The organism is Mycobacterium sp. (assembly GCF_019247615.1).
GTDB lineage: Bacteria > Actinomycetota > Actinomycetes > Mycobacteriales > Mycobacteriaceae > Mycobacterium.
In genome coordinates, this window is record NZ_JAFBAT010000306.1 from 1 (window position 1) to 19,807 (window position 19,807).

Consider the following 19,807-nt stretch of genomic DNA (forward strand, 5'->3'; position numbering starts at 1 on the left):
GGCCCGCACGGTGGAGCGGCGCGCTGCGCGGTATGGTCAGCCCGGCAAAACCTTCGCCATCGGGTTGGGCTGCGAACTTCGCCACGCGCACCGGCTCGTCTACTCGGAAGGACTCGACTTGTCCGGGGATCCGAACATTGCGGCCACACCGATCGGCGCGGGTTGCCGAGTCTGCGAACGCGACAACTGCCCGCAGCGGGCCTTCCCCGCGCTGGGTCGCGCGCTCGATCTCGACGAGCACCGCAGCACCGTGTCCCCGTACCTGGTGAAACAAGCGTGAGCGGCACCGGCCGCATCCCGTCGGGACGGTTCCGGGAGCTGGGACCCATCAACTGGGTGATGGCGAAGTTGGCGGCGCGCAGGATGGGGGTGCCGGAGATGCACCTGTTCACCACGCTGGGACAGCGCAAGCTGCTGTTCTGGACCTGGTCGATGTACAGCGGACGGCTGCTGCGCGGCCGGTTGCCGGCGATAGACACCGAGTTGGTGATCCTGCGGGTCGCGCATCTACGGCGTTGCGAATACGAGCTGCAACACCATCGCGGGATGGCCCGTAGTCAGGGGCTGGACACCGACGCGCAGGCGGCGATCTTCGCCTGGCCCGAGGTTCCCGACGGGGAGGCGGACCGGCTGAGCCAGCGCCAGCGGACGCTGCTGCAGGCCACCGACGAGTTCGTCAAGGACCGGACGATCACCGACGCCACCTGGAGGGAGCTGGCAACTCAACTGGACCGGCGTCAGCTGATCGAGTTCTGCTTACTGGCAAGCCAATACGACGGGCTGGCGGCGACGATGTCGGCGCTGGCGATCCCGTTGGACAGGCCGGGCTAAGCGTAGACGTCGGCCAGCACGGCCAGCGTCAGCAGCACGGGCAGCACGGGCAGGCCGAAGCCGAACGCCGACCATCCGTATTCCTTGCGCCGCCGCAGCAGCGACGCCCACAGCGTGGCGCACACCGCGAGCGCAAGCGACAGGAGCAACACCGTCGGGGCCCATCGCCCGACTTCCGCGTTGTCGTCGGCGATCGAGAACGCCAGCAGCCACAAGACGTATCCGGTGGCGATCCCACCGATGACGCCGAGCACGGTGTCGCTGCGCATCGTCTGCAGGCTCAGAAGTTGATCATGTGGCCGATCAGGCCGTGGAAGCACTCCTGCAGCGCCTCCGACATGGTCGGATGGGTGTGCACGTTGCGGGCCAGCTCGCCCGCGGTCAGATCCCATTTCTGCGCCAGCGTCAGCTCGGGCAACAATTCGGACACGTCGTGACCGATCAGGTGCCCGCCCAACAGCTCGCCGTACTTGTTGTCGGCGACCAGCTTGACGAAGCCGCTGGGGTCGCCCGCGCCGTGCGCTTTGGCGTTGGCGGTGAACGGGAACTTGGCCACGACGACGTCGTAGCCCTCCTCGCGGGCCTGCTCCTCGGTCAGCCCGAAGCTGGCGACCTGGGGCTGGCAGAACGTCGCCCGCGGCAGCATGCGGTAATCGCCGAGGGCCAAGGTCTCGGCTCCGGCGATGGTTTCCGCCGCGACCACGCCCTGGGCCTCGGCGACGTGGGCCAACTGCAGCTTCCCTGTGACGTCGCCGATGGCGTAGATGTGCGGGACGGACGTCTGCATGTAGTCACCGATGCCGATGGCCTTGCGATCGGTCAGTGCGACCCCGGCCTTGTCCAGCCCGTAACCCTCGACGTTGGGCGCAAAGCCGATGGCCTGCAACACTTTTTCGGCCTTGAGCTCCTCGGACTTACCGTCCTTGCTGACGGCCACCGTCACCATCGAACCGTCGTCGTCGATGGCTTCGACCTTGGTTCCGGTCAGCACCTTGATGCCCAGCTTCTTGAACTGCTTCTCGATCTCCTTGGACACCTCGGCGTCCTCGTTGGGCAGCGCGCGCGGCAAGAACTCCACGATGGTGACGTCGACGCCGTAGTTCTTCAGCACGTAGCCGAACTCCATGCCGATGGCCCCGGCCCCGGCGATGACTATCGACTCCGGCAGCTCGCGCGACATGATCTGTTCTTCGTAGGTCACCACGTTGGTCGACAGCGATGTTCCCGGAACCAGCCGGGTGCTGCTGCCGGTGGCGATGATGGCGTTGTCGAACGTGACCTCTTGGGTGCCGCCGTCGTTGAGGTCGACGGACAACGTGTGCGAATCGGTGAACCGGCCGTACCCGTGAATTTCGGTGATCTTGTTCTTCTTCATCAGGAAGTGCACGCCGGCGACGCGGCCGTCGGCGACCTTGCGGCTGCGGTCGAAGGCGATGCCGTAATCGAAGCTCGCCTCACCGCTGATGCCGAAAGTCTTGGCCTCCTTGGTGAAGATGTGGGCAAGCTCGGCGTTGCGCAGCAACGCCTTGGACGGGATGCAGCCGACGTTCAGGCACACCCCGCCCCAATACTTGCTTTCGATGATCGCGGTGTTCAGGCCCAGCTGCGCGGCACGAATGGCTGCGACATATCCGCCGGGGCCCGCCCCGAGGACGACGACGTCATAGTGAGTCACGGCACTACCCTAATGCGCTGCCCCGCCTCCGGGGCGCCGACCGTCTGCCCAGAGCACGGGGAAGTGTCTTAGGCCCCTAGGGCCCCTAATACGTAAAGAAGCCGTGATAGTAGCCGTAGAGAGGCGCCGCGGCCGCGAGGGCGCCGAAAGGCGCCGACATCACCGCAACCGACAGCGCGGAGACCAGTGGCCTGCCCTCGGCCATCGCCAGCAGCACGCCGGCGACGGCGCACACCACGACATAGACCACGACCGTGAACACCGCGGGCGTCTTGCTGACCGAGTGATACCACCAGGAGAACAGCCCGAGCCCGACCACCGCCGCCACCAGCCATACGCCCACCAGCGCCAGCACCAGCTGCCACCACCGCAGGTAGCGGTAGCGGCCGGGAACGGTGATCGGCTGCACCGGCACGGCCGTCGCGTCAGACGCCGTATCGTCCTGGACCTCGGGCGCCGCGGGGCTATCGGGCTCGTCGGCCCGAGGCCGCGAACCGGTGTCGTCGTCGTCGAAATCCGGGACCCACGATTGGGTGCCAGGATCCTGCTCGAAGTCGGGCACAAACGGCTCGGTTCCCGGGTTCGACGGGTGATCGTCAGCCACCGGATGCCACCCGCAAAGCGCAGAGCACACCGAACCAGCCGGGCGCGACCGACAGGACGAACGCGCCCAACGTGGTGACCCATCGACGCCCGGAAAAAAAGATCGTCAGCAGCCCGATCACGCTGGGGATTCCGACCACCAGCGCAATGACGATCTCCGGACGGAGCCTCGTGTGGACCAGCACGGTGCACCCGAGCCCGGCCAGCAAGCCGACGGCGCAGCCCGTCAGCATGGCGCTCGCCAGCAGCCAGGGACGCGGCAGGGGGATCACGCTGACGAGGGTACTGCCGCTAGCGGAGGCGAGGTCCGCAGCTTCCCGGGGCGGCAGTGCCGTCGAGGGCCGCCACCGGGCCCCGCTCCGACGGCCGTTCGCCCCGCTGGTAGTCCGCGCCGGTGATGACGGGCGCGGCCTGCAGCAGGGCCTGCTCGTCGGCGGTGAAGACGCGGCCGCGGCTGAGGAACCGCATCCCCTCGGGCGCCTCCAGGCTGAATCCTCCGCCACGACCGGGCACCACGTCGATGACGAGCTGGGTGTGCTGCCAGGCGGCGAACTGGGGACCCGAAATCCACACCGGCACGCCATCTGAACCCGACGGGCCGACGTCCAGAACGCCCAGCAGCACGTCCCGGTCCCCGACGACGAAGTCGCCGTCGGGGTAGCACATCGGCGAGGAACCGTCGCAGCAGCCACCGGACTGATGAAACATGAGCGGGCCGTGCCGATCCCGCAGCCGGCCGAGCAATTCGGCGGCGGCTTCGGTGATCACGACCCGTGCGACCATCAGAAGAATCCCAGTGCCTTGTCCGAGTAGGACACCATGAGGTTCTTCGTCTGCTGATAGTGCTCGAGCGCCATCTTGTGGCACTCCCGGCCGAAACCGGACATCTTGTAGCCGCCGAATGCCGCATGCGGCGGATACACGTGGTAGCAGTTGATCCACACCCGGCCGGCCTGGATGTCGCGGCCGGCGCGGTGCGCAGTGTTGCCGTCGCGGCTCCACACCCCCGCGCCCAGACCGTAGAGGGTGTCGTTGGCGATCGACATCGCGTCGTCGTAGTCGGAGAACGACGTCACCGCGACCACCGGTCCGAAGATCTCCTCCTGGAAGATGCGCATCTTGTTGTTGCCGCCGAAGATCGTCGGCTGCATGTAGAAACCGCCCGACAGGTCGCCGCCCAGCTCGGCGCGTTCACCGCCGGTGATGATCTTGGCGCCCTCGTCCTTGCCGATCTCGATGTAGGACAAGATCTTTTCCAGCTGGTCGTTGGAGGCCTGTGAACCCAGCATCGTCTCGCTGTCCAGGGGATCGCCCTGGCGTACCGCCTTGGTGCGGATCGCGGCGAGCTCGAGGAACTCGTCGTAGATGTCGGCCTGGATCAGGCTGCGCGACGGGCAGGTGCACACCTCGCCCTGGTTGAGGGCGAACATGGTGAAGCCCTCCAGCGCCTTGTCCTGGAAGTCATCCCCGGAAGCCATGACGTCGGAGAAGAAGATGTTGGGGCTCTTGCCGCCCAGCTCCAGGGTCACAGGGATCAGATTTTGCGAGGCGTACTGCATGATCAGGCGACCCGTGGTGGTTTCCCCGGTGAACGCGATCTTGGCGATCCGGTGGCTCGAGGCCAGCGGCTTGCCGGCCTCGGCGCCGAAACCGTTGACCACGTTGACCACTCCCGCCGGCAACAGATCGCCGATCAGCGACATCAGGTAGAGCACGGAGACCGGTGTCTGCTCAGCGGGTTTGAGCACCACCGCGTTGCCGGCCGCCAGGGCCGGCGCCATCTTCCAGGCGGCCATCAGGATGGGGAAGTTCCACGGGATGATCTGCCCCACCACGCCAAGCGGCTCGTGGAAGTGATACGCGACGGTGTCCTCATCGATCTGCGACAGCGAACCCTCCTGCGCGCGGATGGCCGCGGCGAAGTACCGGAAATGGTCGGCCGCGAGCGGGATGTCGGCGCCCAGCGCCTCGCGGACCGGTTTCCCGTTGTCCCAGACCTCGGCGACCGCGAGCGCCGTCGTGTTCTCCTCGATGCGGTCGGCGATCTTGTTCAGGATCAGCGCCCGCTCCGCCGGCGCCGTCTTGCCCCAGGCGGGGGCCGCCGCGTGCGCGGCGTCAAGGGCCTTCTCGATGTCCGCCTCGTCGGACCGGGCCACCTCGCAGAACGTCTGGCCCGTCACCGGAGTCGGGTTCTCGAAGTACCGCCCACCGACCGGCGCCACCCACTGGCCGCCGATGAAGTTCTCGTACCGGGCTTCGTACGACATCAATGCCCCGGCCGCACCCGGACGTGCGAAAACGGTCATTCCGTTCAGCTCCCTCATGTTTCGCGTCGTTTGGCGTCGCTTCGCGTGACACAGCTCACAGTACGCCCGCGGCCATGAGGGTGTCGGGAACGCAGGATTCCCGGCCGCCAGAATGGCGGTCATGAACGACGACCCGTATCTGTGGCTCGAGGACATCGCCGGGGACGACGCGTTGAACTGGGTGCGCGCGCACAACGAGCCGACGCTGATGCAGTTCCGCGATGCGGAGTTCGAGCGCATGCGCGTCGAGGCGCTCGAGGTGCTCGACACGGACGCCCGGATTCCCTATGTGGTCCGCCGCGGCGACTACCTCTACAACTTCTGGCGCGACGCCACCAATCCGCGCGGGCTTTGGCGCCGCGCAACGCTGGAAAGCTATCGCACCGACTCCCCCGAATGGGACGTACTGATCGACGTAGATGAACTGGGCCGAGCCGACGACACAAAGTGGGTGTGGGCGGGTGCCGGTGTCATCGAGCCAGACCACACCCGCGCGCTGATCGGGCTCTCCCGTGGCGGCTCGGACGCGTCGATCGTTCGCGAATTCGACATGCTCACAAGAGAATTCGTTGCAGACGGGTTCCAGCTTCCGGAGGCCAAGTCGCAGATCGCCTGGGCCGACCCCGATACCGTGCTGGTGGGCACCGACTTCGGCGCGGGCTCCCTGACCGAATCGGGCTACCCGCGCATGGTCAAGCGCTGGCGCCGGGGCACACCGTTGACCGACGCGGAGGTCCTCTTCGAGGGCACCCGCTCGGACGTCAGCGTCTTTGCATCGGTGGACCGCACACCCGGTTTCGGGCGCACCGTGCTGGGGCGTTCCCTGGACTTCTGGAACGAGGAGCGCTACGAGCTGCGAGGCTCGGAGCTGATTCGCATCGATGCCCCCACCGACGCCAGCGTGTCGATACACCGGCAGTGGATTCTGATCGAGTTGCGCAGCGACTGGTACCGCGGCACCGCGACGTACAGCGCGGGCTCACTGCTGGCGGCTGACTACGACGAATTTCTCGCCGGCACAGCGGAATTGCGGGTGGTATTCGAGCCCGACGACCACACCGCACTGAACCACTACGCATGGACCAAGGACCGCCTGCTGATCGTCACGCTGGCCGACGTGGCCAGCCGCGTCGAGGTCGTCACCCCCGGCTTGTGGCGGCGCGAACCACTCCCGGGCATCCCCGACGCGACCAACACCGTGATTGCCGCCGCCGACGACCACGGAGACGAGTTCTTTCTCGATTCGAGCGGATTCACCAGGGCTTCCCGGCTGATGCGCGGCACCGGCGACGGGCGACTCGAACTCATCAAATCGGCGCCCACCTTCTTCGACGCCGAAAACATCTCGGTGGCACAGCATTTCGTCGCGTCGCAGGACGGCACGCCCATCCCCTACTTCGTTGTGCGGCCCGGCCGTCCGGATGGAACCGAGGGGCCCGGGCCCACACTGCTCAGCGGATACGGCGGGTTCGAGACGTCGCGGACACCGTTCTACGACGGAGTGCTGGGCAGGCTGTGGCTTGCCCGCGGGGGCACCTACGCGGTGGCCAACATCCGCGGCGGCGGCGAGTACGGCCCCGCCTGGCACACTCAGGCGATCCGTGAGGGCCGGCACAAGGTGGCCGAGGACTTCGCCGCGGTCGCGACCGATCTGGTGGACCGCGGAATCACCACGGTCGGACAGCTCGGCGCGCGCGGCGGCAGCAACGGCGGGCTGCTGATGGGCATCATGCTCACGCAGTATCCCGAGAAGTTCGGCGCGCTGGTCTGCGATGTGCCGCTGTTGGACATGAAGCGTTACCATCTGCTGCTGGCCGGAGCCTCGTGGATGGCCGAGTACGGTGACCCCGACGACCCAGACGACTGGGCGTTCATTTCCGAATACTCTCCCTACCAACATGTTTCGGCCAGCCGCAACTACCCGCCGGTGCTGATGACCACCTCCACCCGGGACGACCGGGTGCATCCGGGCCACGCGCGCAAGATGACGGCTGCGTTGAAGGCCGCCGGCCACGAGGTCTGGTACTACGAGAACATCGAGGGCGGGCACGCCGGCGCGGCCGACAACGAGCAGGTGGCCTTCAAGTCGGCACTCAGTTACTCGTTCCTCTGGCGGACGCTCACCGCGTGACCAATGGGGGCGGCAGAGTGCAGCCGTTAAGCTTGGTGGCGAGACTGCAGATGTTGTCCAGGAAGGCGCGGATCGTGAGAGCACGCAGGTTCATCGGCTTGGCGACAGTGACGGCGATCGCTCCCATCGCGGTGCTCTTCGGAAGCGGCCCGGCGCGTGCCGATTCCGATGTCGGGACGCCATGCTCGCCGGAGGGCGCAAAAGTTTGGGGGAAGCCCGGGCCCATCTACTGTGAGCGTCAGGCGGATGGGCAGCTGCACTGGGTGTCCATCCCGGTTTCGGCGATGTGTGTGGCGTTCTGCGTCAATCACCCCTAGAGCACCCCAGAGCACCCCTAGAGGGGACATGTCGGCGAGCGAACGCATCGAACTGACCCTGCTGGCGACCGGGTTGATCTTCATCTTGGCGGGTGCCGCGCAGGCGCGTTACCGCTTCGTCAAGGAGCGCCGTCCGGGGCGACGGTTGTACTGGGCCACGTCGATCATCGGCATCGTCAGTTTCGCGGCGGGGGTGGGCAAAGTCTGGCCCAACGCCGTCGCGGCGGCGGCGATCTTTTCCGCGGTCGTTGTCTTCTCTGCCTATCTGACGACGCCGTACCTCAAAATCGGCGGGCGGATCTACGCGTCGGACCCGGAAAATCGCCTCCCCGATCCCTAAGGAACCCATGCCGAACTTCGAGACGCTGCTCTACAGCACGGCCGGCCCGGTCGCCACCATCACGTTGAACCGCCCGGAGCAGCTCAACACCATCGTTCCGCCCATGCCCGACGAGATCGAGGCGGCGGTCGGGCTCGCGGAGCGGGACCCCGATGTCAAGGTCATCGTGCTGCGCGGCGCCGGCCGGGCGTTCTGCGCCGGTTACGACTTCGGCGGCGGATTCCAGCACTGGGGCGAGGCCATGACGACCACCGGCCGTTGGGACCCCGGCAAGGATTTTGCGATGGTCAGTTCCCGCGAGACGGGCCCGACCCAGAAATTCATGGCCATCTGGCGGGCGTCCAAACCAGTGATCGCCCAGGTGCACGGCTGGTGCGTCGGTGGGGCGAGCGACTACGCGCTGTGCGCCGACATCGTCATCGCCAGCGAGGATGCCGTGATCGGCACGCCCTACAGTCGGATGTGGGGCGCCTACCTGACCGGCATGTGGCTGTACCGGCTGAGCCTGGCCAGGGTCAAGTGGCACTCGCTGACCGGCCGGCCGCTGACCGGCGTGCAGGCCGCGGAGGTCGAGCTGATCAACGAGGCGGTGCCCTTCGAGCGCCTGGCGGCACGCGTCGCCGAGATTGCCGCCGAGCTGGCGCGAATTCCGTTGTCGCAGTTGCGGGCTCAGAAGCTGATCGTCAACCAGGCCTACGAGAACATGGGCCTGGCGTCCACGCAGCTGCTGGGCGGCATCCTCGACGGCCTAATGCGCAACACCCCCGACGCGCTCGACTTCATCGACACCGCACAGCGCGAGGGGGTGCGCGCGGCGGTCGAGCGCCGCGACGGCCCCTTCGGTGACTACAGCCAGGCCCCGCCGGAACTGCGGCCGGATCCCACGCACGTCATCGTGCCTGATGGAAACGGATAGTGAGACTGACTACTTACGTTGCTCCGGCGAACACGCGAGCAGCGGAAAGTGCTACGGTAACGACTATGTCTCGGCTGAGTTCCGGCCTGCGTGCAGGCGCCGCTTTTACTGCCCTCGCCATCGTCGCGGCGGTCTTTCCCAAGCCTGCCGCGGCCGATTCCACCGAAGATTTCCCCGTCCCCCGACGGATGATCGCCACCACCTGCGACGCCGAACAGTATCTGGCGGCCGTGCGCGATACCAGCCCCGTGTACTACCAGCGGTACATGATCGACTTCAACAACCACGCGAACCTTCAGGAAGCGACGATAAACAAGGCGCACTGGTTTTTTTCGTTGTCGCCCGCCGAGCGCAGGGACTATTCCGAAAACTTCTACAACGGCGATCCGCTGACGTTCGCCTGGGTCAATCACATGAAGATCTTCTTCAACAATAAAGGTGTCGTTGCCAAGGCGACCGATGTGTGCAACCAATACCCGCCCGGCGACATGTCGGTGTGGAACTGGTCGTAGCCCACGCCCGGGTGCGGGAACGCGTGTCTTGCCGCCCTTGGGGATCGACCCTGGCCTTTATTCGTCGGCGCGTTTAAGATCCCCCTTGGCGGGTATCGCGTCCATCCCCGCCATGTTCCCGGGTGACCACCGCTCCACCAGGACTCACAACATGCACAGCGATTCGAGAACGCCATCGAATGATGGGACCCGCCGGCTGGTGCCGGGACGCCGTGCCGCAGCGAGGGCCCGATGAGCACCGTGGATCCCCAGTCGGCGATTCCCGACGCGCTGGCCGCACTGGACTGGCACATGATCACCTGCCAATCCGAAGCCCGCTGCACGAACCAGGCGACGCACGTCGTGTACCGCCATGCTGTGGACGAATGCAACCGGCCGAACCTCGACCCCTCCGGGAACATCGTCGACATTCTGTGCATCAGCTGCGTACGCAGCCTCAAAGCCCAACTGCTGCAACAGGTGGATCGCATCGCGCGGTGCCCGGGCGGCAACTGCCTGACGTGCGGAGCGCCGGTACACAAGCTGAGCGACATCATGCGCCGGGTCGTACAACTACGCATCTACGCCTGACGGCGCGCAGCTACGAGTCGTCGTTGCGCGCCGTCGGGCGTAGATCAGCGCGGTTGTACCAATCCGCCCGCCGGGCGCTCCTCGACGCCGCTGAGGATCAGCTCGCGCACGGCGGGACGCGGTCCGTACGGTCGCAGCATGGTGCTGGCCGGCCGTGGTCGCACGTGCTGCGGCCACCAGAACCAGCGCCCGAGCAGGGTGGCCAGCGACGGTGTCATGAACGACCGCACGATCAAGGTGTCGAACAACAAACCCAGCGCGATCGTCGTACCCACCTGGGCCATCACCAGCAGCGGGCTGAACGCGAACGTGGCCATGGTGGCGGCAAACACCAGACCGGCGGAGGTGACAACCGAGCCCGAACCGGCCATCGCGCGGATCGTCCCTGTCTTTAGCCCCGCGCGGATTTCCTCCTTGAACCGCGATATCAGCAGCAGGTTGTAGTCCGAGCCGACCGCCAGCAGCAGGATGATCGCCATCGCCAGCACCATCCAGTGCAACTTCATGCCCAGGATGTACTGCCATAGAAGCACGGAGAGTCCGAATGAGGCGCCTAGCGACAGCAACACCGTACCGACGATCACAAAGGCCGCCACGACGCTTCGGGTGATCACCAGCATGATGATGAAAATCAGTGTGGCTGCGGCAATTCCGGCGATCAGCAGGTCGATATCAGAGCCGTCGTGCATGTCCTTGTACGTCGCGGCGGTGCCGCCAAGGTAGACCTTGGAGCCCTCCCAGGGCGTGCCCTTGATCGCCTCGTGCACGGCCTGCTTGATCGGTTCGATGCGGCTGATGCCTTCAGGAGTCGCCGGGTCACCTTCATGGGAGATGATCAACCGGACGGCGTGCCCGTCCGGCGAGATGAACTGTTTGAGACCCCGCGCGAAATCGGGGCTCTTGAACGCCTCCGGCGGAAGGTAGAACGTGTCGTCGTTCTTCGCTTTGTCGAAGGCATCGCCCTGGGCGGTGGCATTGTCGGACTGCGCTCGGGCCTGTTCGTTGAGACCCATGGTGGTCGCGTAGTTCGACATGATGGTGTCGAGGTTGCGCTGCTGACTCTCGATCTGCGGCGGTATGAGCGCCACCAGCTTCGGCTGGATCCGATCCAGCTTGTCGAGGTTCGCGCTGAGTTTCACGATGTTCTCGGCCACCTGGTCGATGCCGTCGAGCGCGTTGAAGATCGACCGGATCGCCCAGCAGACGGGGATGTCGTAGCAGTGCCTCTCCCAGTAGAAGTAGCTACGGATCGGCCGGAAAAAGTCGTCGAAATTGGCGATGTCGTCGCGCAGCGCCTCGGTGATCTGCACGGTTTCCTTGGTGAGCCTGGTGGTTTCGTGCGTGGTGTTGCTGAGATCCTGCGTCACCTGCATCTGCTCATGCAGCGTCGCCATCGTTTTCTTGAGCTCGTCCGCCTGCTTGAGCAGGTTTGCCGCCTGCTCGTCTTGATAGTGCTGGGTCTGGATCCGTCCTGCGGCTTGTGCGCCCATCTGGAAACCGAGGGTGCTGTGGTCGAGCGGCGTGCCCAACGGCCGGGTGATGGTCTGCACCCGGCCGATACCGGGGATGTGGAAGACCGCCTTGGCGACCTTGTCCAGGATCAGGAAATCGGCCGGGTTGCGCAGGTCGTGATCGGTCTCGATCATCAACAGCTCGGGATTGAGCCGAGCCTGGTCGAAGTGCCGGTCCGCGGCGGCATAACCGACATTGGCCGGGGTGTCTGCCGGCAGGAAGTGGCGGTTGTCGTAGTCCGTCTTGTAACCGGGCAGGGCGAGCAGACCAACCAATGCGATCCCGATGGTCACCGCGAAAACCGGCGCGGGCCAGCGGACGACAGCGGTGCCGATGCGACGCCAGCCCCGGGTCTGCAGCTTGCGCTTGGGATCCAGGAGCTTGAAGAATGACGCCACCGTCAGCACTGCGGGGCCCAGGGTCAACGCCGCGAGCACCGCGACCAACATGCCGATGGCGCACGGTGCGCCCAATGACTGGAAATACGGCAATCGGCAGAAGCTCAGGCAGTACATCGCGCCGGCGATGGTCAATCCCGACCCGAGCACGACATGCGCGGTGCTATGGAACATGGTGTAGAACGCTTCTTCGCGCGATTCGCCCAGACCGCGGGCCTCGTGGTAGCGGCCGACCACGAAAATCGCGTAGTCCGTGCCGGCGGCGATCGCCATCAACACCAACAAATTGTTGGCGAACGTGGAGAGTCCGATGATCTCGTAGTTGGCGAGCAACGCGACGACCCCTCGGGCTGCCAACAATTCGACGAAGACCATGAACAACACGGCCACGACGGTGATGAGCGAGCGATAGACGAAGAGCAGCATGACAAAAATCACCAGGATCGTGACCAGGGTGACTATTGCGACGCCTTTCTCGCCCGCGTGGGACTGGTCGGCAAACAACGGACCGGCGCCGGTGACGTACGCCTTGATCCCCGGCGGGGCGGGCACCGAGTTGACGATCTTGCGTACGGCGTCGGCGGACTCGGCGGATAGGCCGCCGCCCATGTTGCCGGCGAGGTAGACCTGGACGTAAGCGGCCTTCTGGTCGTGGCTCTGGGAACCCGCGGCGGTCAGCGGATCGCTCCAGAAATCCTGGACGTGCTGAACGTGCTTCTTGTCTTGCTCGAGGCGCCGGACGATCTCGTCGTAATAGCGATGGGCTTCGGCTCCGAGCGGCTTGTCACCCTCTAGCAAGACCATCGCCGAGCTGTCGGAGTCGAACTCTTTGAACGTCGATCCGACCTTCATCGTCGACTGAAAAGATGTCGCGTCAGTCGGACTCATCGACACCGAGTGGTTTTTGGCGACGGCCTCGAGCTGCGGGGCCGCAGTGTTGGTGACAAAGACGATGCCCAACCACACCAGGACGATCGGCAGTGCCAGGCGATGGATCATCCGCGGCAGGAACGGTGGAATCAGCGGCTGGTCGACGCGCGGCGGAACCTCGCCTGGCTCGGTCATGCGGACTTGTCCAGGCAGTAGACGAAGGGGTTCACGTTTTCGTTGGCGTCCGAGCGATTCGGAGCCTTGATCACGTCACCGTGCCCGTCGTGGTTGTTCACGGCGAACTGGCAGGCGATCCAACTGCCGTCGCCTTGCGCCACCAGGTTTGCCGGGATACCAGGCTTTGTTGAACTCAAAATTTTGCTCCACGGCAAGGGCACGTTGAGGGCCTGCTGCGGATGTGAGTTTTCGTCGAGGTAGTTGATGGTTGCCGTGCTGCCCGGTGAGCCCCACACCTCGAGCGTGATCGTCTTGGCGTTGAACTCGTCGAGGACCTCGCCCGAGGTGCCACCACCGAACGAACCGCGGTGAACGCCGAAGATGCCGTGCAATCGGAATACCACGAAGCCCGACACCGCGACCACAGCCAGGATCGTGAGCACCAGCCAGAAACGGCCCAGCAACCCCTTCTTCTTGGCGCGCCGTGGGGCGACGTTGTTGCCCTCGCTGCCGGCGGAGCCGTGCTTCATTAGCGGCTCCGTCCTCGGCTCGGTCGTCGTCATGGGCGCTTCAAGTCCTTCACCACGTGTGAAACATTAGTTGGCCTATGTTTAACCCTAGCGATGACTTGCAGATTCTTGTGGGTGTCGCAGTGGCGCTTGGTATCCGGCGGCCGCGGCGTGGCCTGAGGCGCCACACCGGTTGCGGTTCGCCGAGCCACAGCGCCTTGGTCTCCTTTCCGGTTCATGACGATTCGCAGACGAGGCCGACGCAAGTTGCCGTGAGCACGCGCGTGAGAGCGGACGGAAATTCAATGTTCCACTCGGGCGGAAGGGCCTCCGGCTCCTCGGCGTAGGCGTCGGTGAGCCGCTTGGGCGGGTTGGCGATGTGCCAGAAAGCTGCCGCCAAGGAGTAGGAGGCGATGAGGATGTCGAAGGCGCCCGACCGGCCCAGCTCCGGCAGCGCCCGTTCTATCGCGTCGGCGAGCGCGGTCGCGGCGGCCGCGATGTTCCGCCTGATCTCGACCACCCTGTCGATGTCCACCTCGTGTTCGAGGTGCAGATGAAGGTTGGCCAGCAGGTCACAAAACAAGGGGTCGGCCGCCAACCCGTTGGCCAGCGTCTCGGCCACCCGCGCCGGCGCCATCGCACCCGGCTGGGCGAGTTCCTCGCACACCGTGTGCGACCAACGCTGCCACCCTTCGGCGGCGAGGTGCAGCAGGACCTCTTTGTGCGAGGTGAAGTAGCGGCGCACCGCGGAGTAGTGAATCCCCGCGCGGCTGGCGACCGCGGTCAAGGTGACCGACGCGACGCCCGTTTCGAGCGCCAGCGAACGTGCGGCTTCGACCAGCGCGGCCGCACGTTGGCGCTTGTTCTCTTCCGTGCGCGCACGCTGGAAGGCAAGTTGCGCCATCGGCCGAGGATAACGCACATTGTGTGATTTGTATAACGCACATCATGTGTTTTTCGAGCCCTCGGAGGCCGGTGGATTCCGGCCTTACGCACGTGATATGCGTTACACTCCAGTCGGCGGGGAGGGAGTCGACGTGGCCCCGCGGCGATGCGCAGAACCGCTGAAAGGGATCCCAATTTTCAAGCTGCTGTCGCGAATTTGGATTCCGCTGGTCACCGTGGCGGTGCTGGTGGTCGGCGGCTTCATCGTGTACCGGTTCCACGGCTACTTCGGCTCGGAGAAGCGGGAATCGTACGCCGACAGCAACCTGCAAAACCCCAAGCCGTTCAACCCGAAGCGCATCACCTACGAGGTCTTCGGGCCGCCCGGAACCGTAGCCGACATCAGCTATTTCGACGTCAACATGGATCCCCAACGCGTCGACAGGGCGCGCTTGCCGTGGTCGCTCCACATCACCACCGACAAGGCGGCCATGATGGGCAACCTGGTGGCACAAGGCGATAGCGATAGCATCGGGTGTCGCATCCTGGTGGATGACGTGGTCAAGGCCGAGCGGGTTTCCAACGAGGTCAACGCGTACACCTTCTGCCTGGTGAAGTCCGCGTGAGTACCCAGTTCGCCGGCGATACCCATACCGAACGGCCGTTCCTCGCGCGGATGATCCACGCCTTCGCGGTGCCGATCATCCTGTTCTGGGTCGCAATAGCCGTCATCCTTAGCCTGGCCGTCCCGTCCCTTGAAGTGGTGGGGCAGGAACGGTCAGTGTCGTTGAGCCCCAAGGACGCACCGTCGTACGTGGCGATGAAACGTATCGGCCGCGCCTTCAACGAAGGGGAGACCGACAGCTCGGCGATGATCGTGCTGGAGGGTAACCAGCCCCTCGGCGACGACGCCCACAGGTATTACGACGCGATGATCAGCAGGCTGCGCGACGACAGGTCACACGTGCTGAGCGTCCAGGATTTTTGGGGAGATCCGCTCACCGCCGCGGGTGCGCAAAGCAACGACGGCAAGGCCGCGACCGTGCAGGTGAACCTCGCCGGTAATCAGGGCGAGCTGCTGGCCAACGAATCCGTGGAGGCCGTCCGCAAGATCGTGAACAGCCTTCCTGCGCCGCCCGGCGTCACGGTCTACGTCACCGGGGTCGCGGCGCTCGCGGCGGATCTGCACCACAGTGGCGACAGATCCATGGTCCGGATCACGGCGACGACCGTCGCGGTAATCCTCATCATGTTGCTGTTCGTCTACCGTTCGATCGTCACGGTGATCCTGCTGCTGGTCACCGTCGGATTCGAGTTGACCATCGCGCGCGGAGCGGTCGCGCTGATCGGACATTCCGGAGTCGTCGGGCTTTCCACGTTCGCGGTCAGCCTACTCACCTCGCTGGCGATCGCGGCGGGCACGGATTACGGGATCTTCATCATCGGTCGCTACCAGGAAGCCCGCCAGGCCGGCGAAGACAGGGAAGCCGCCTTCTACACCATGTACCGGGGGACTGCCCACGTCATTCTGGGATCCGGCCTGACGATCGCCGGGGCGACGTTTTGCCTGAGCTTCGCGCGGATGCCGTACTTCCAAACCCTGGGCGTTCCATGCGCGGTCGGCATGTTGATGGCGGTGGCGGTCGCGCTGACCCTGGGGCCCGCCGTCCTCACCGTCGGCAGCCGCTTCGGCATCTTCGACCCCAAGCGGCTGCTCCGGGTTCGCGGCTGGCGCCGCGTCGGAACGGCGGTCGTCCGCTGGCCGCTGCCGATCCTCGCCGTCACGTGCGCGATCGCGCTCGTCGGGCTCCTCACCCTGCCGGGATACCAGGCCAACTACAACGACCGGGCGTATCTGCCAAGCTTCATTCCCGCCAACGCGGGCCTGATGGCCGCGGATCGCCACTTCTCCCAGGCCCGGATGAAACCCGAGATCCTGATGATCGAAGCGGACCACGACCTGCGGAACCCGGCCGACTTTCTGGTGCTGGACAAGCTGGCCAAGGGCATCTTCCGGGTGCCGGGGATCTCGCGCGTGCAGGCCATCACCCGGCCCGACGGCACGACGATGGACCACACGTCCATACCGTTTCAGATCAGCATGCAAAACGCCGGTCAGCTGCAGAACATGAAATATCAGCGCGACCGGATGAACGACATGCTCAAGCAGGCCGACGAGATGACCCGGACGATCGCCACCATGCAGCGGATGTACGACCTGATGACGCAGCTGGTCGCCACCACTCACCGCATGGTCGGCGACACCGAAGACATGCAGCAGATCACCAACGAGCTGCGCGACCGCCTCGCGGACTTCGAAGATTTCTGGCGCCCGGTCCGCAGCTATTTCTATTGGGAGAGGCACTGTTTCGACATTCCGATCTGCTGGTCGCTGCGGTCGATATTCGACGGACTCGACGGCGTGGATCAGATCACCGACAAACTCAGCACGCTCGTCGGTGACATCAAGGACCTCGACCGGCTGATGCCGCAGATGATCGCGCAGTTCCCGCCGATGATCGAGACAATGGTCAACATGCGGACGATGATGCTGACGATGCACAGCACCATGTCGGGGATTTTCGCTCAGATGGACGAGATGAGCGACAACGCAACGGCGATGGGGCACGCCTTCGACCAGGCGAAGAACGACGACTCGTTCTACCTTCCCCCCGAGGTTTTCAAGAACGCGGACTTCAAGCGTGCGATGAAGAGCTTCTTGTCGGCGGATGGGCACGCGGCTCGCTTCATCATTTTGCATCGCGGGGATCCGGCGTCGGCGGAGGGCATCGCAAGCATCGACAAGATCCGCACCGCCGCCGAGGAGTCCACCAAGGGAACGCCGCTGGAGGACGCCAAGATCTATCTGGCGGGAACCGGGGCCGTCTTCAAGGACATCTCCGACGGCGCCAAATGGGACCTGATGATCGCCGGAATCTCCTCGCTCTGCCTGATTTTCATCATCATGCTGGTCCTGACCCGCGCACTCGTCGCCGCCGCGGTCATCGTGGGTACCGTGGCCGTCTCGTTGGGAGCTTCTTTCGGGCTCTCGGTGCTGTTCTGGCAGCACATCCTCGGCATCCAATTGCACTGGCTGGTGCTCGCGATGTCCGTCATCGTCCTGTTGGCGGTGGGATCCGACTACAACCTGCTGCTGGTCTCGCGCTTCAAGCAAGAAATCCATGCCGGTTTGAACACCGGCATCATCCGGTCGATGGGGGGCACCGGCAAGGTGGTGACGAACGCGGGACTGGTGTTCGCGTTCACGATGGCGTCGATGGTCGTCAGCGACGTGCGGATCATCGGGCAGGTGGGCACCACCATCGGTCTGGGTCTGCTGTTCGACACGCTGATCGTGCGCGCGTTCATGACACCGTCCATCGCGGCGTTGCTAGGACGTTGGTTCTGGTGGCCCATCCGGGTGCGTTCGCGGCCCGCCAGGGCGACGTCGCGACCGGTCGAGCCGCAGCCACCGGACCGTTCCCTGGCCTACACCGATTAGCCCCGGGGGCACTATGGGAACAGTCGCGCTGATCGGATTCCTCGGTGGCCTCATCACCGGGATCTCGCCGTGCATCCTGCCGGTGCTTCCGGTCGTGCTGTATTCCGGTGTAGAGGGCAGCGGGGCGAGCAAACGGGCCCGCCCCTACCTCGTGATCGCCGGCCTAATCTGCAGCTTCGGCGTGGTCACCCTGACCGGTTCGGCATTGTTGTCTACCCTGCATCTGCCGCAGGACGCGATCCGTTGGGCGGCGCTGGTGACGTTGGCCCTCATCGGGCTTGGGTTGATCTTCCCGCCACTGCAACACTTGCTCGAGCGGCCGTTCGCCCGCCTCCCCGGTTGTTTGACCGAAAGCCAACGGGGCAGAACCGGTTTCGGTCTGGGACTGACGTTGGGCGCACTGTACGTGCCGTGCGCGGGGCCGGTGCTGGCCGCCATCGTCGTCGCCGGAGGCACCGCATCCTTCGGGCCGCCGACGCTGGCCCTGACAGCGACGTTCGCGATCGGCACCGCGCTGCCCCTATTGGTTTTCGCCCTGGCCGGGCGGGGCATCGCCGACCGTATCGCGGTGTTCCGCCGTCGGCAGCGCGTGATCCGGGTCGCCGGCGGAATCGCGATGATCGTGCTGGCGGGGGCGTTGGTGCTGGACCTGCCCGCGACCCTGCAGCGCGCCGTGCCCGACTACACCGCGGCCTTTCAAAGGACCCTCCAAAACAGCCTCGGCGCCAACGAGATTCGTCGGCAACTCGACCCGGGCCGGGCCACACAGGGCCGACTCGCTGACTGCACGGACGGCGCCCCGAGGCTGCAGGAGTGTGGGCCGGCGCCCGCTCTCACCGGGATCAGCCAATGGCTCAACACCCCCGGCGGTGCACCGATCGACCTGGCGTCGCTGCGCGGCAAGGTCGTCCTGATCGACTTCTGGGCATACTCCTGCATCAACTGCCAACGCGCCATCGGCCACGTGGTCGATTGGTACCACAGCTATCACGACGACGGTTTCGTCGTCATCGGGGTGCACACCCCGGAGTACGCCTTCGAACACGTCGCCGGAAACGTGGCCAGCGGCGCGGCCGCGTTGCACATCGCCTATCCCGTCGCGCTGGACAACGAATACGCCACCTGGAACAGCTACCAGAACCTGTATTGGCCCGCGGAGTACCTCATCGATGCGAAGGGAACGGTCCGCCATACCAAGTTCGGTGAGGGCGACTACGACACTACCGAAGCGCTGATCCGCCAATTGCTCACTGACGCTGCGGCTTTCCAGGGAGGCCCCCACGGGGATCTGCGGCTCCCGGCGCCGGCGCAGTCGGTCGACACCACTCCGCGCAGCAGGCTGACTCCGGAGACCTACCTCGGTGTCCGAAAGGCCGTCAACTACGCTGGTGAAGGCGAATACCGTTCGGGCACATATACTTTCGGATTTCCAGCGCAGCTGCCCGACGACAGGTTCGCGTTGCGCGGCCGGTGGCAGCTCGACGATCAGGGTGCCACCGCCGAAGGTGACGACGCTGCCGTTCGACTGAACTACACCGGGAAGGACGTCTACGCCGTCGTCGGCGGGACCGGAACCATCACGGTGGCCAGGGACGGCAAGACGACGGCCACACCGATCGGCGGCGCCCCCACGCTGCACCAGATCGTGGGCAACGACGCGGGTGACACCGCCCGCCGCGATCAGCTCGACATGCGGGTCAGCCAAGGCCTGCAAGTGTTTTCGTTCACGTTCGGCTGAGGCGGCCGGCCGGCG

The 19,807-nt window shown here is 65.3% G+C and carries 20 protein-coding genes; 11 read left to right on the forward strand and 9 right to left on the reverse strand.

The genetic code is table 11. The features are described from left to right. Positions 1-280, forward strand: a 280-nt coding sequence (locus tag JO059_RS21300; protein ID WP_293322443.1) for a short-chain fatty acyl-CoA regulator family protein, incomplete at its 5' end; no start/stop codon positions are given. A 59-nt stretch (positions 281-339) separates the two neighbouring features. After that, on the forward strand, positions 340-831 hold the full coding sequence (locus JO059_RS21305) for a carboxymuconolactone decarboxylase family protein (protein ID WP_293322481.1): 492 nt from the start codon (positions 340-342) through the stop codon (positions 829-831). Here the strand turns inward: JO059_RS21305 and JO059_RS21310 are convergent. From JO059_RS21310 to JO059_RS21335, 6 genes are all read right to left on the reverse strand, one after another. Next, the gene (locus JO059_RS21310) at positions 828-1,100 is read right to left on the reverse strand and encodes a hypothetical protein (protein ID WP_293322446.1); all 273 of its coding nucleotides are present in this window, start codon (positions 1,098-1,100) and stop codon (positions 828-830) included. The two genes, JO059_RS21305 and JO059_RS21310, sit on opposite strands and share 4 nt — an antisense overlap. Positions 1,101-1,111: 11 nt before the next feature. Then, positions 1,112-2,506: a dihydrolipoyl dehydrogenase gene (gene lpdA / locus JO059_RS21315; protein ID WP_293322448.1), complete on the reverse strand. Its 1,395-nt coding sequence runs from the start codon at positions 2,504-2,506 to the stop codon at positions 1,112-1,114. An 85-nt stretch (positions 2,507-2,591) separates the two neighbouring features. Further along, on the reverse strand, positions 2,592-3,110 hold the full coding sequence (locus JO059_RS21320) for a hypothetical protein (RefSeq protein ID WP_293322450.1): 519 nt from the start codon (positions 3,108-3,110) through the stop codon (positions 2,592-2,594). Further along, positions 3,103-3,381, reverse strand: coding sequence for a putative holin (locus tag JO059_RS21325; RefSeq protein ID WP_293322453.1), 279 nt, complete (start codon positions 3,379-3,381; stop codon positions 3,103-3,105). Before JO059_RS21325 ends, JO059_RS21320 begins: the two co-directional genes overlap by 8 nt. Before the next feature lie 19 nt (positions 3,382-3,400). Beyond that, positions 3,401-3,892, reverse strand: a complete 492-nt coding sequence (locus tag JO059_RS21330; RefSeq protein ID WP_293322455.1) for a DUF779 domain-containing protein — start codon at positions 3,890-3,892, stop codon at positions 3,401-3,403. Further along, entirely contained in the window at positions 3,892-5,415 is a 1,524-nt protein-coding gene (locus JO059_RS21335) for an aldehyde dehydrogenase family protein (protein ID WP_293322484.1), read from the reverse strand. Before JO059_RS21335 ends, JO059_RS21330 begins: the two co-directional genes overlap by 1 nt. A 121-nt stretch (positions 5,416-5,536) precedes the next feature. On the opposite strand from JO059_RS21335, the gene JO059_RS21340 reads away from it, so the two are divergent. The 6 genes from JO059_RS21340 (at position 5,537) to JO059_RS21365 (ending at position 10,201) form a co-directional block, all read left to right on the forward strand. Next, the gene (locus JO059_RS21340; protein ID WP_293322457.1) at positions 5,537-7,546 is read left to right on the forward strand and encodes a prolyl oligopeptidase family serine peptidase; all 2,010 of its coding nucleotides are present in this window, start codon (positions 5,537-5,539) and stop codon (positions 7,544-7,546) included. Between the two features lie 74 nt (positions 7,547-7,620). Continuing rightward, the gene (locus JO059_RS21345) at positions 7,621-7,863 is read left to right on the forward strand and encodes a hypothetical protein (protein WP_293322459.1); all 243 of its coding nucleotides are present in this window, start codon (positions 7,621-7,623) and stop codon (positions 7,861-7,863) included. A 28-nt stretch (positions 7,864-7,891) separates the two neighbouring features. Next, positions 7,892-8,203, forward strand: coding sequence for a hypothetical protein (locus tag JO059_RS21350; protein ID WP_293322461.1), 312 nt, complete (start codon positions 7,892-7,894; stop codon positions 8,201-8,203). A 7-nt stretch (positions 8,204-8,210) separates the two neighbouring features. Beyond that, the gene (locus JO059_RS21355; protein WP_293322464.1) at positions 8,211-9,119 is read left to right on the forward strand and encodes a crotonase/enoyl-CoA hydratase family protein; all 909 of its coding nucleotides are present in this window, start codon (positions 8,211-8,213) and stop codon (positions 9,117-9,119) included. 65 nt (positions 9,120-9,184) lie between these two features. Continuing rightward, positions 9,185-9,631: a DUF5078 domain-containing protein gene (locus JO059_RS21360; RefSeq protein ID WP_293322486.1), complete on the forward strand. Its 447-nt coding sequence runs from the start codon at positions 9,185-9,187 to the stop codon at positions 9,629-9,631. A gap of 231 nt (positions 9,632-9,862) precedes the next feature. Further along, the gene (locus JO059_RS21365) at positions 9,863-10,201 is read left to right on the forward strand and encodes a hypothetical protein (RefSeq protein ID WP_293322467.1); all 339 of its coding nucleotides are present in this window, start codon (positions 9,863-9,865) and stop codon (positions 10,199-10,201) included. 44 nt (positions 10,202-10,245) lie between these two features. Here JO059_RS21365 and JO059_RS21370 read toward each other — a convergent pair whose 3' ends face one another. The 3 genes from JO059_RS21370 to JO059_RS21380 all read right to left on the reverse strand — a co-directional run bounded on the left by JO059_RS21370 (position 10,246) and on the right by JO059_RS21380 (position 14,589). Further along, positions 10,246-13,176 carry an MMPL family transporter gene (locus JO059_RS21370; RefSeq protein WP_293322470.1) on the reverse strand — a complete coding sequence of 977 codons (2,931 nt, stop codon included), beginning with the start codon at positions 13,174-13,176 and terminating at the stop codon, positions 10,246-10,248. Beyond that, positions 13,173-13,721 carry an MmpS family transport accessory protein gene (locus JO059_RS21375; protein ID WP_293322472.1) on the reverse strand — a complete coding sequence of 183 codons (549 nt, stop codon included), beginning with the start codon at positions 13,719-13,721 and terminating at the stop codon, positions 13,173-13,175. Before JO059_RS21375 ends, JO059_RS21370 begins: the two co-directional genes overlap by 4 nt. Before the next feature lie 181 nt (positions 13,722-13,902). Beyond that, positions 13,903-14,589 (reverse strand): TetR family transcriptional regulator, encoded by a 687-nt coding sequence (locus JO059_RS21380; protein ID WP_293322475.1) that lies wholly within the window; start codon positions 14,587-14,589, stop codon positions 13,903-13,905. A gap of 166 nt (positions 14,590-14,755) precedes the next feature. Between JO059_RS21380 and JO059_RS21385 the strand changes: the two genes are divergently transcribed. Genes JO059_RS21385 through JO059_RS21395 form a run of 3 tightly spaced genes read left to right on the forward strand, consistent with a single transcriptional unit; the run spans position 14,756 to position 19,792 of the window. After that, positions 14,756-15,178 (forward strand): MmpS family protein, encoded by a 423-nt coding sequence (locus JO059_RS21385; RefSeq protein ID WP_293322489.1) that lies wholly within the window; start codon positions 14,756-14,758, stop codon positions 15,176-15,178. Between the two features lie 50 nt (positions 15,179-15,228). Next, positions 15,229-18,054: an RND family transporter gene (locus tag JO059_RS21390; RefSeq protein WP_293322491.1), complete on the forward strand. Its 2,826-nt coding sequence runs from the start codon at positions 15,229-15,231 to the stop codon at positions 18,052-18,054. 13 nt (positions 18,055-18,067) lie between these two features. After that, positions 18,068-19,792, forward strand: a complete 1,725-nt coding sequence (locus tag JO059_RS21395; RefSeq protein ID WP_293322478.1) for a cytochrome c biogenesis protein DipZ — start codon at positions 18,068-18,070, stop codon at positions 19,790-19,792. Positions 19,793-19,807 lie beyond the last annotated feature (15 nt).

What these genes read in the sequence shown, in the direction of transcription:
- JO059_RS21390 (WP_293322491.1), top strand. Translation starts at nt 15,229, where the DNA reads ATGATCCACGCCTTCGCGGTGCCGATCATCCTGTTCTGGGTCGCAATA.
- JO059_RS21335 (WP_293322484.1), bottom strand. Translation starts at nt 5,415, where the DNA reads ATGACCGTTTTCGCACGTCCGGGTGCGGCCGGGGCATTGATGTCGTAC.
- JO059_RS21370 (WP_293322470.1), bottom strand. Translation starts at nt 13,176, where the DNA reads ATGACCGAGCCAGGCGAGGTTCCGCCGCGCGTCGACCAGCCGCTGATT.
- JO059_RS21340 (WP_293322457.1), top strand. Translation starts at nt 5,537, where the DNA reads ATGAACGACGACCCGTATCTGTGGCTCGAGGACATCGCCGGGGACGAC.
- JO059_RS21355 (WP_293322464.1), top strand. Translation starts at nt 8,211, where the DNA reads ATGCCGAACTTCGAGACGCTGCTCTACAGCACGGCCGGCCCGGTCGCC.
- JO059_RS21330 (WP_293322455.1), bottom strand. Translation starts at nt 3,892, where the DNA reads ATGGTCGCACGGGTCGTGATCACCGAAGCCGCCGCCGAATTGCTCGGC.
- JO059_RS21360 (WP_293322486.1), top strand. Translation starts at nt 9,185, where the DNA reads ATGTCTCGGCTGAGTTCCGGCCTGCGTGCAGGCGCCGCTTTTACTGCC.
- JO059_RS21375 (WP_293322472.1), bottom strand. Translation starts at nt 13,721, where the DNA reads ATGACGACGACCGAGCCGAGGACGGAGCCGCTAATGAAGCACGGCTCC.
- JO059_RS21310 (WP_293322446.1), bottom strand. Translation starts at nt 1,100, where the DNA reads ATGCGCAGCGACACCGTGCTCGGCGTCATCGGTGGGATCGCCACCGGA.
- JO059_RS21365 (WP_293322467.1), top strand. Translation starts at nt 9,863, where the DNA reads ATGAGCACCGTGGATCCCCAGTCGGCGATTCCCGACGCGCTGGCCGCA.
- JO059_RS21305 (WP_293322481.1), top strand. Translation starts at nt 340, where the DNA reads ATGGCGAAGTTGGCGGCGCGCAGGATGGGGGTGCCGGAGATGCACCTG.
- JO059_RS21350 (WP_293322461.1), top strand. Translation starts at nt 7,892, where the DNA reads ATGTCGGCGAGCGAACGCATCGAACTGACCCTGCTGGCGACCGGGTTG.
- JO059_RS21395 (WP_293322478.1), top strand. Translation starts at nt 18,068, where the DNA reads ATGGGAACAGTCGCGCTGATCGGATTCCTCGGTGGCCTCATCACCGGG.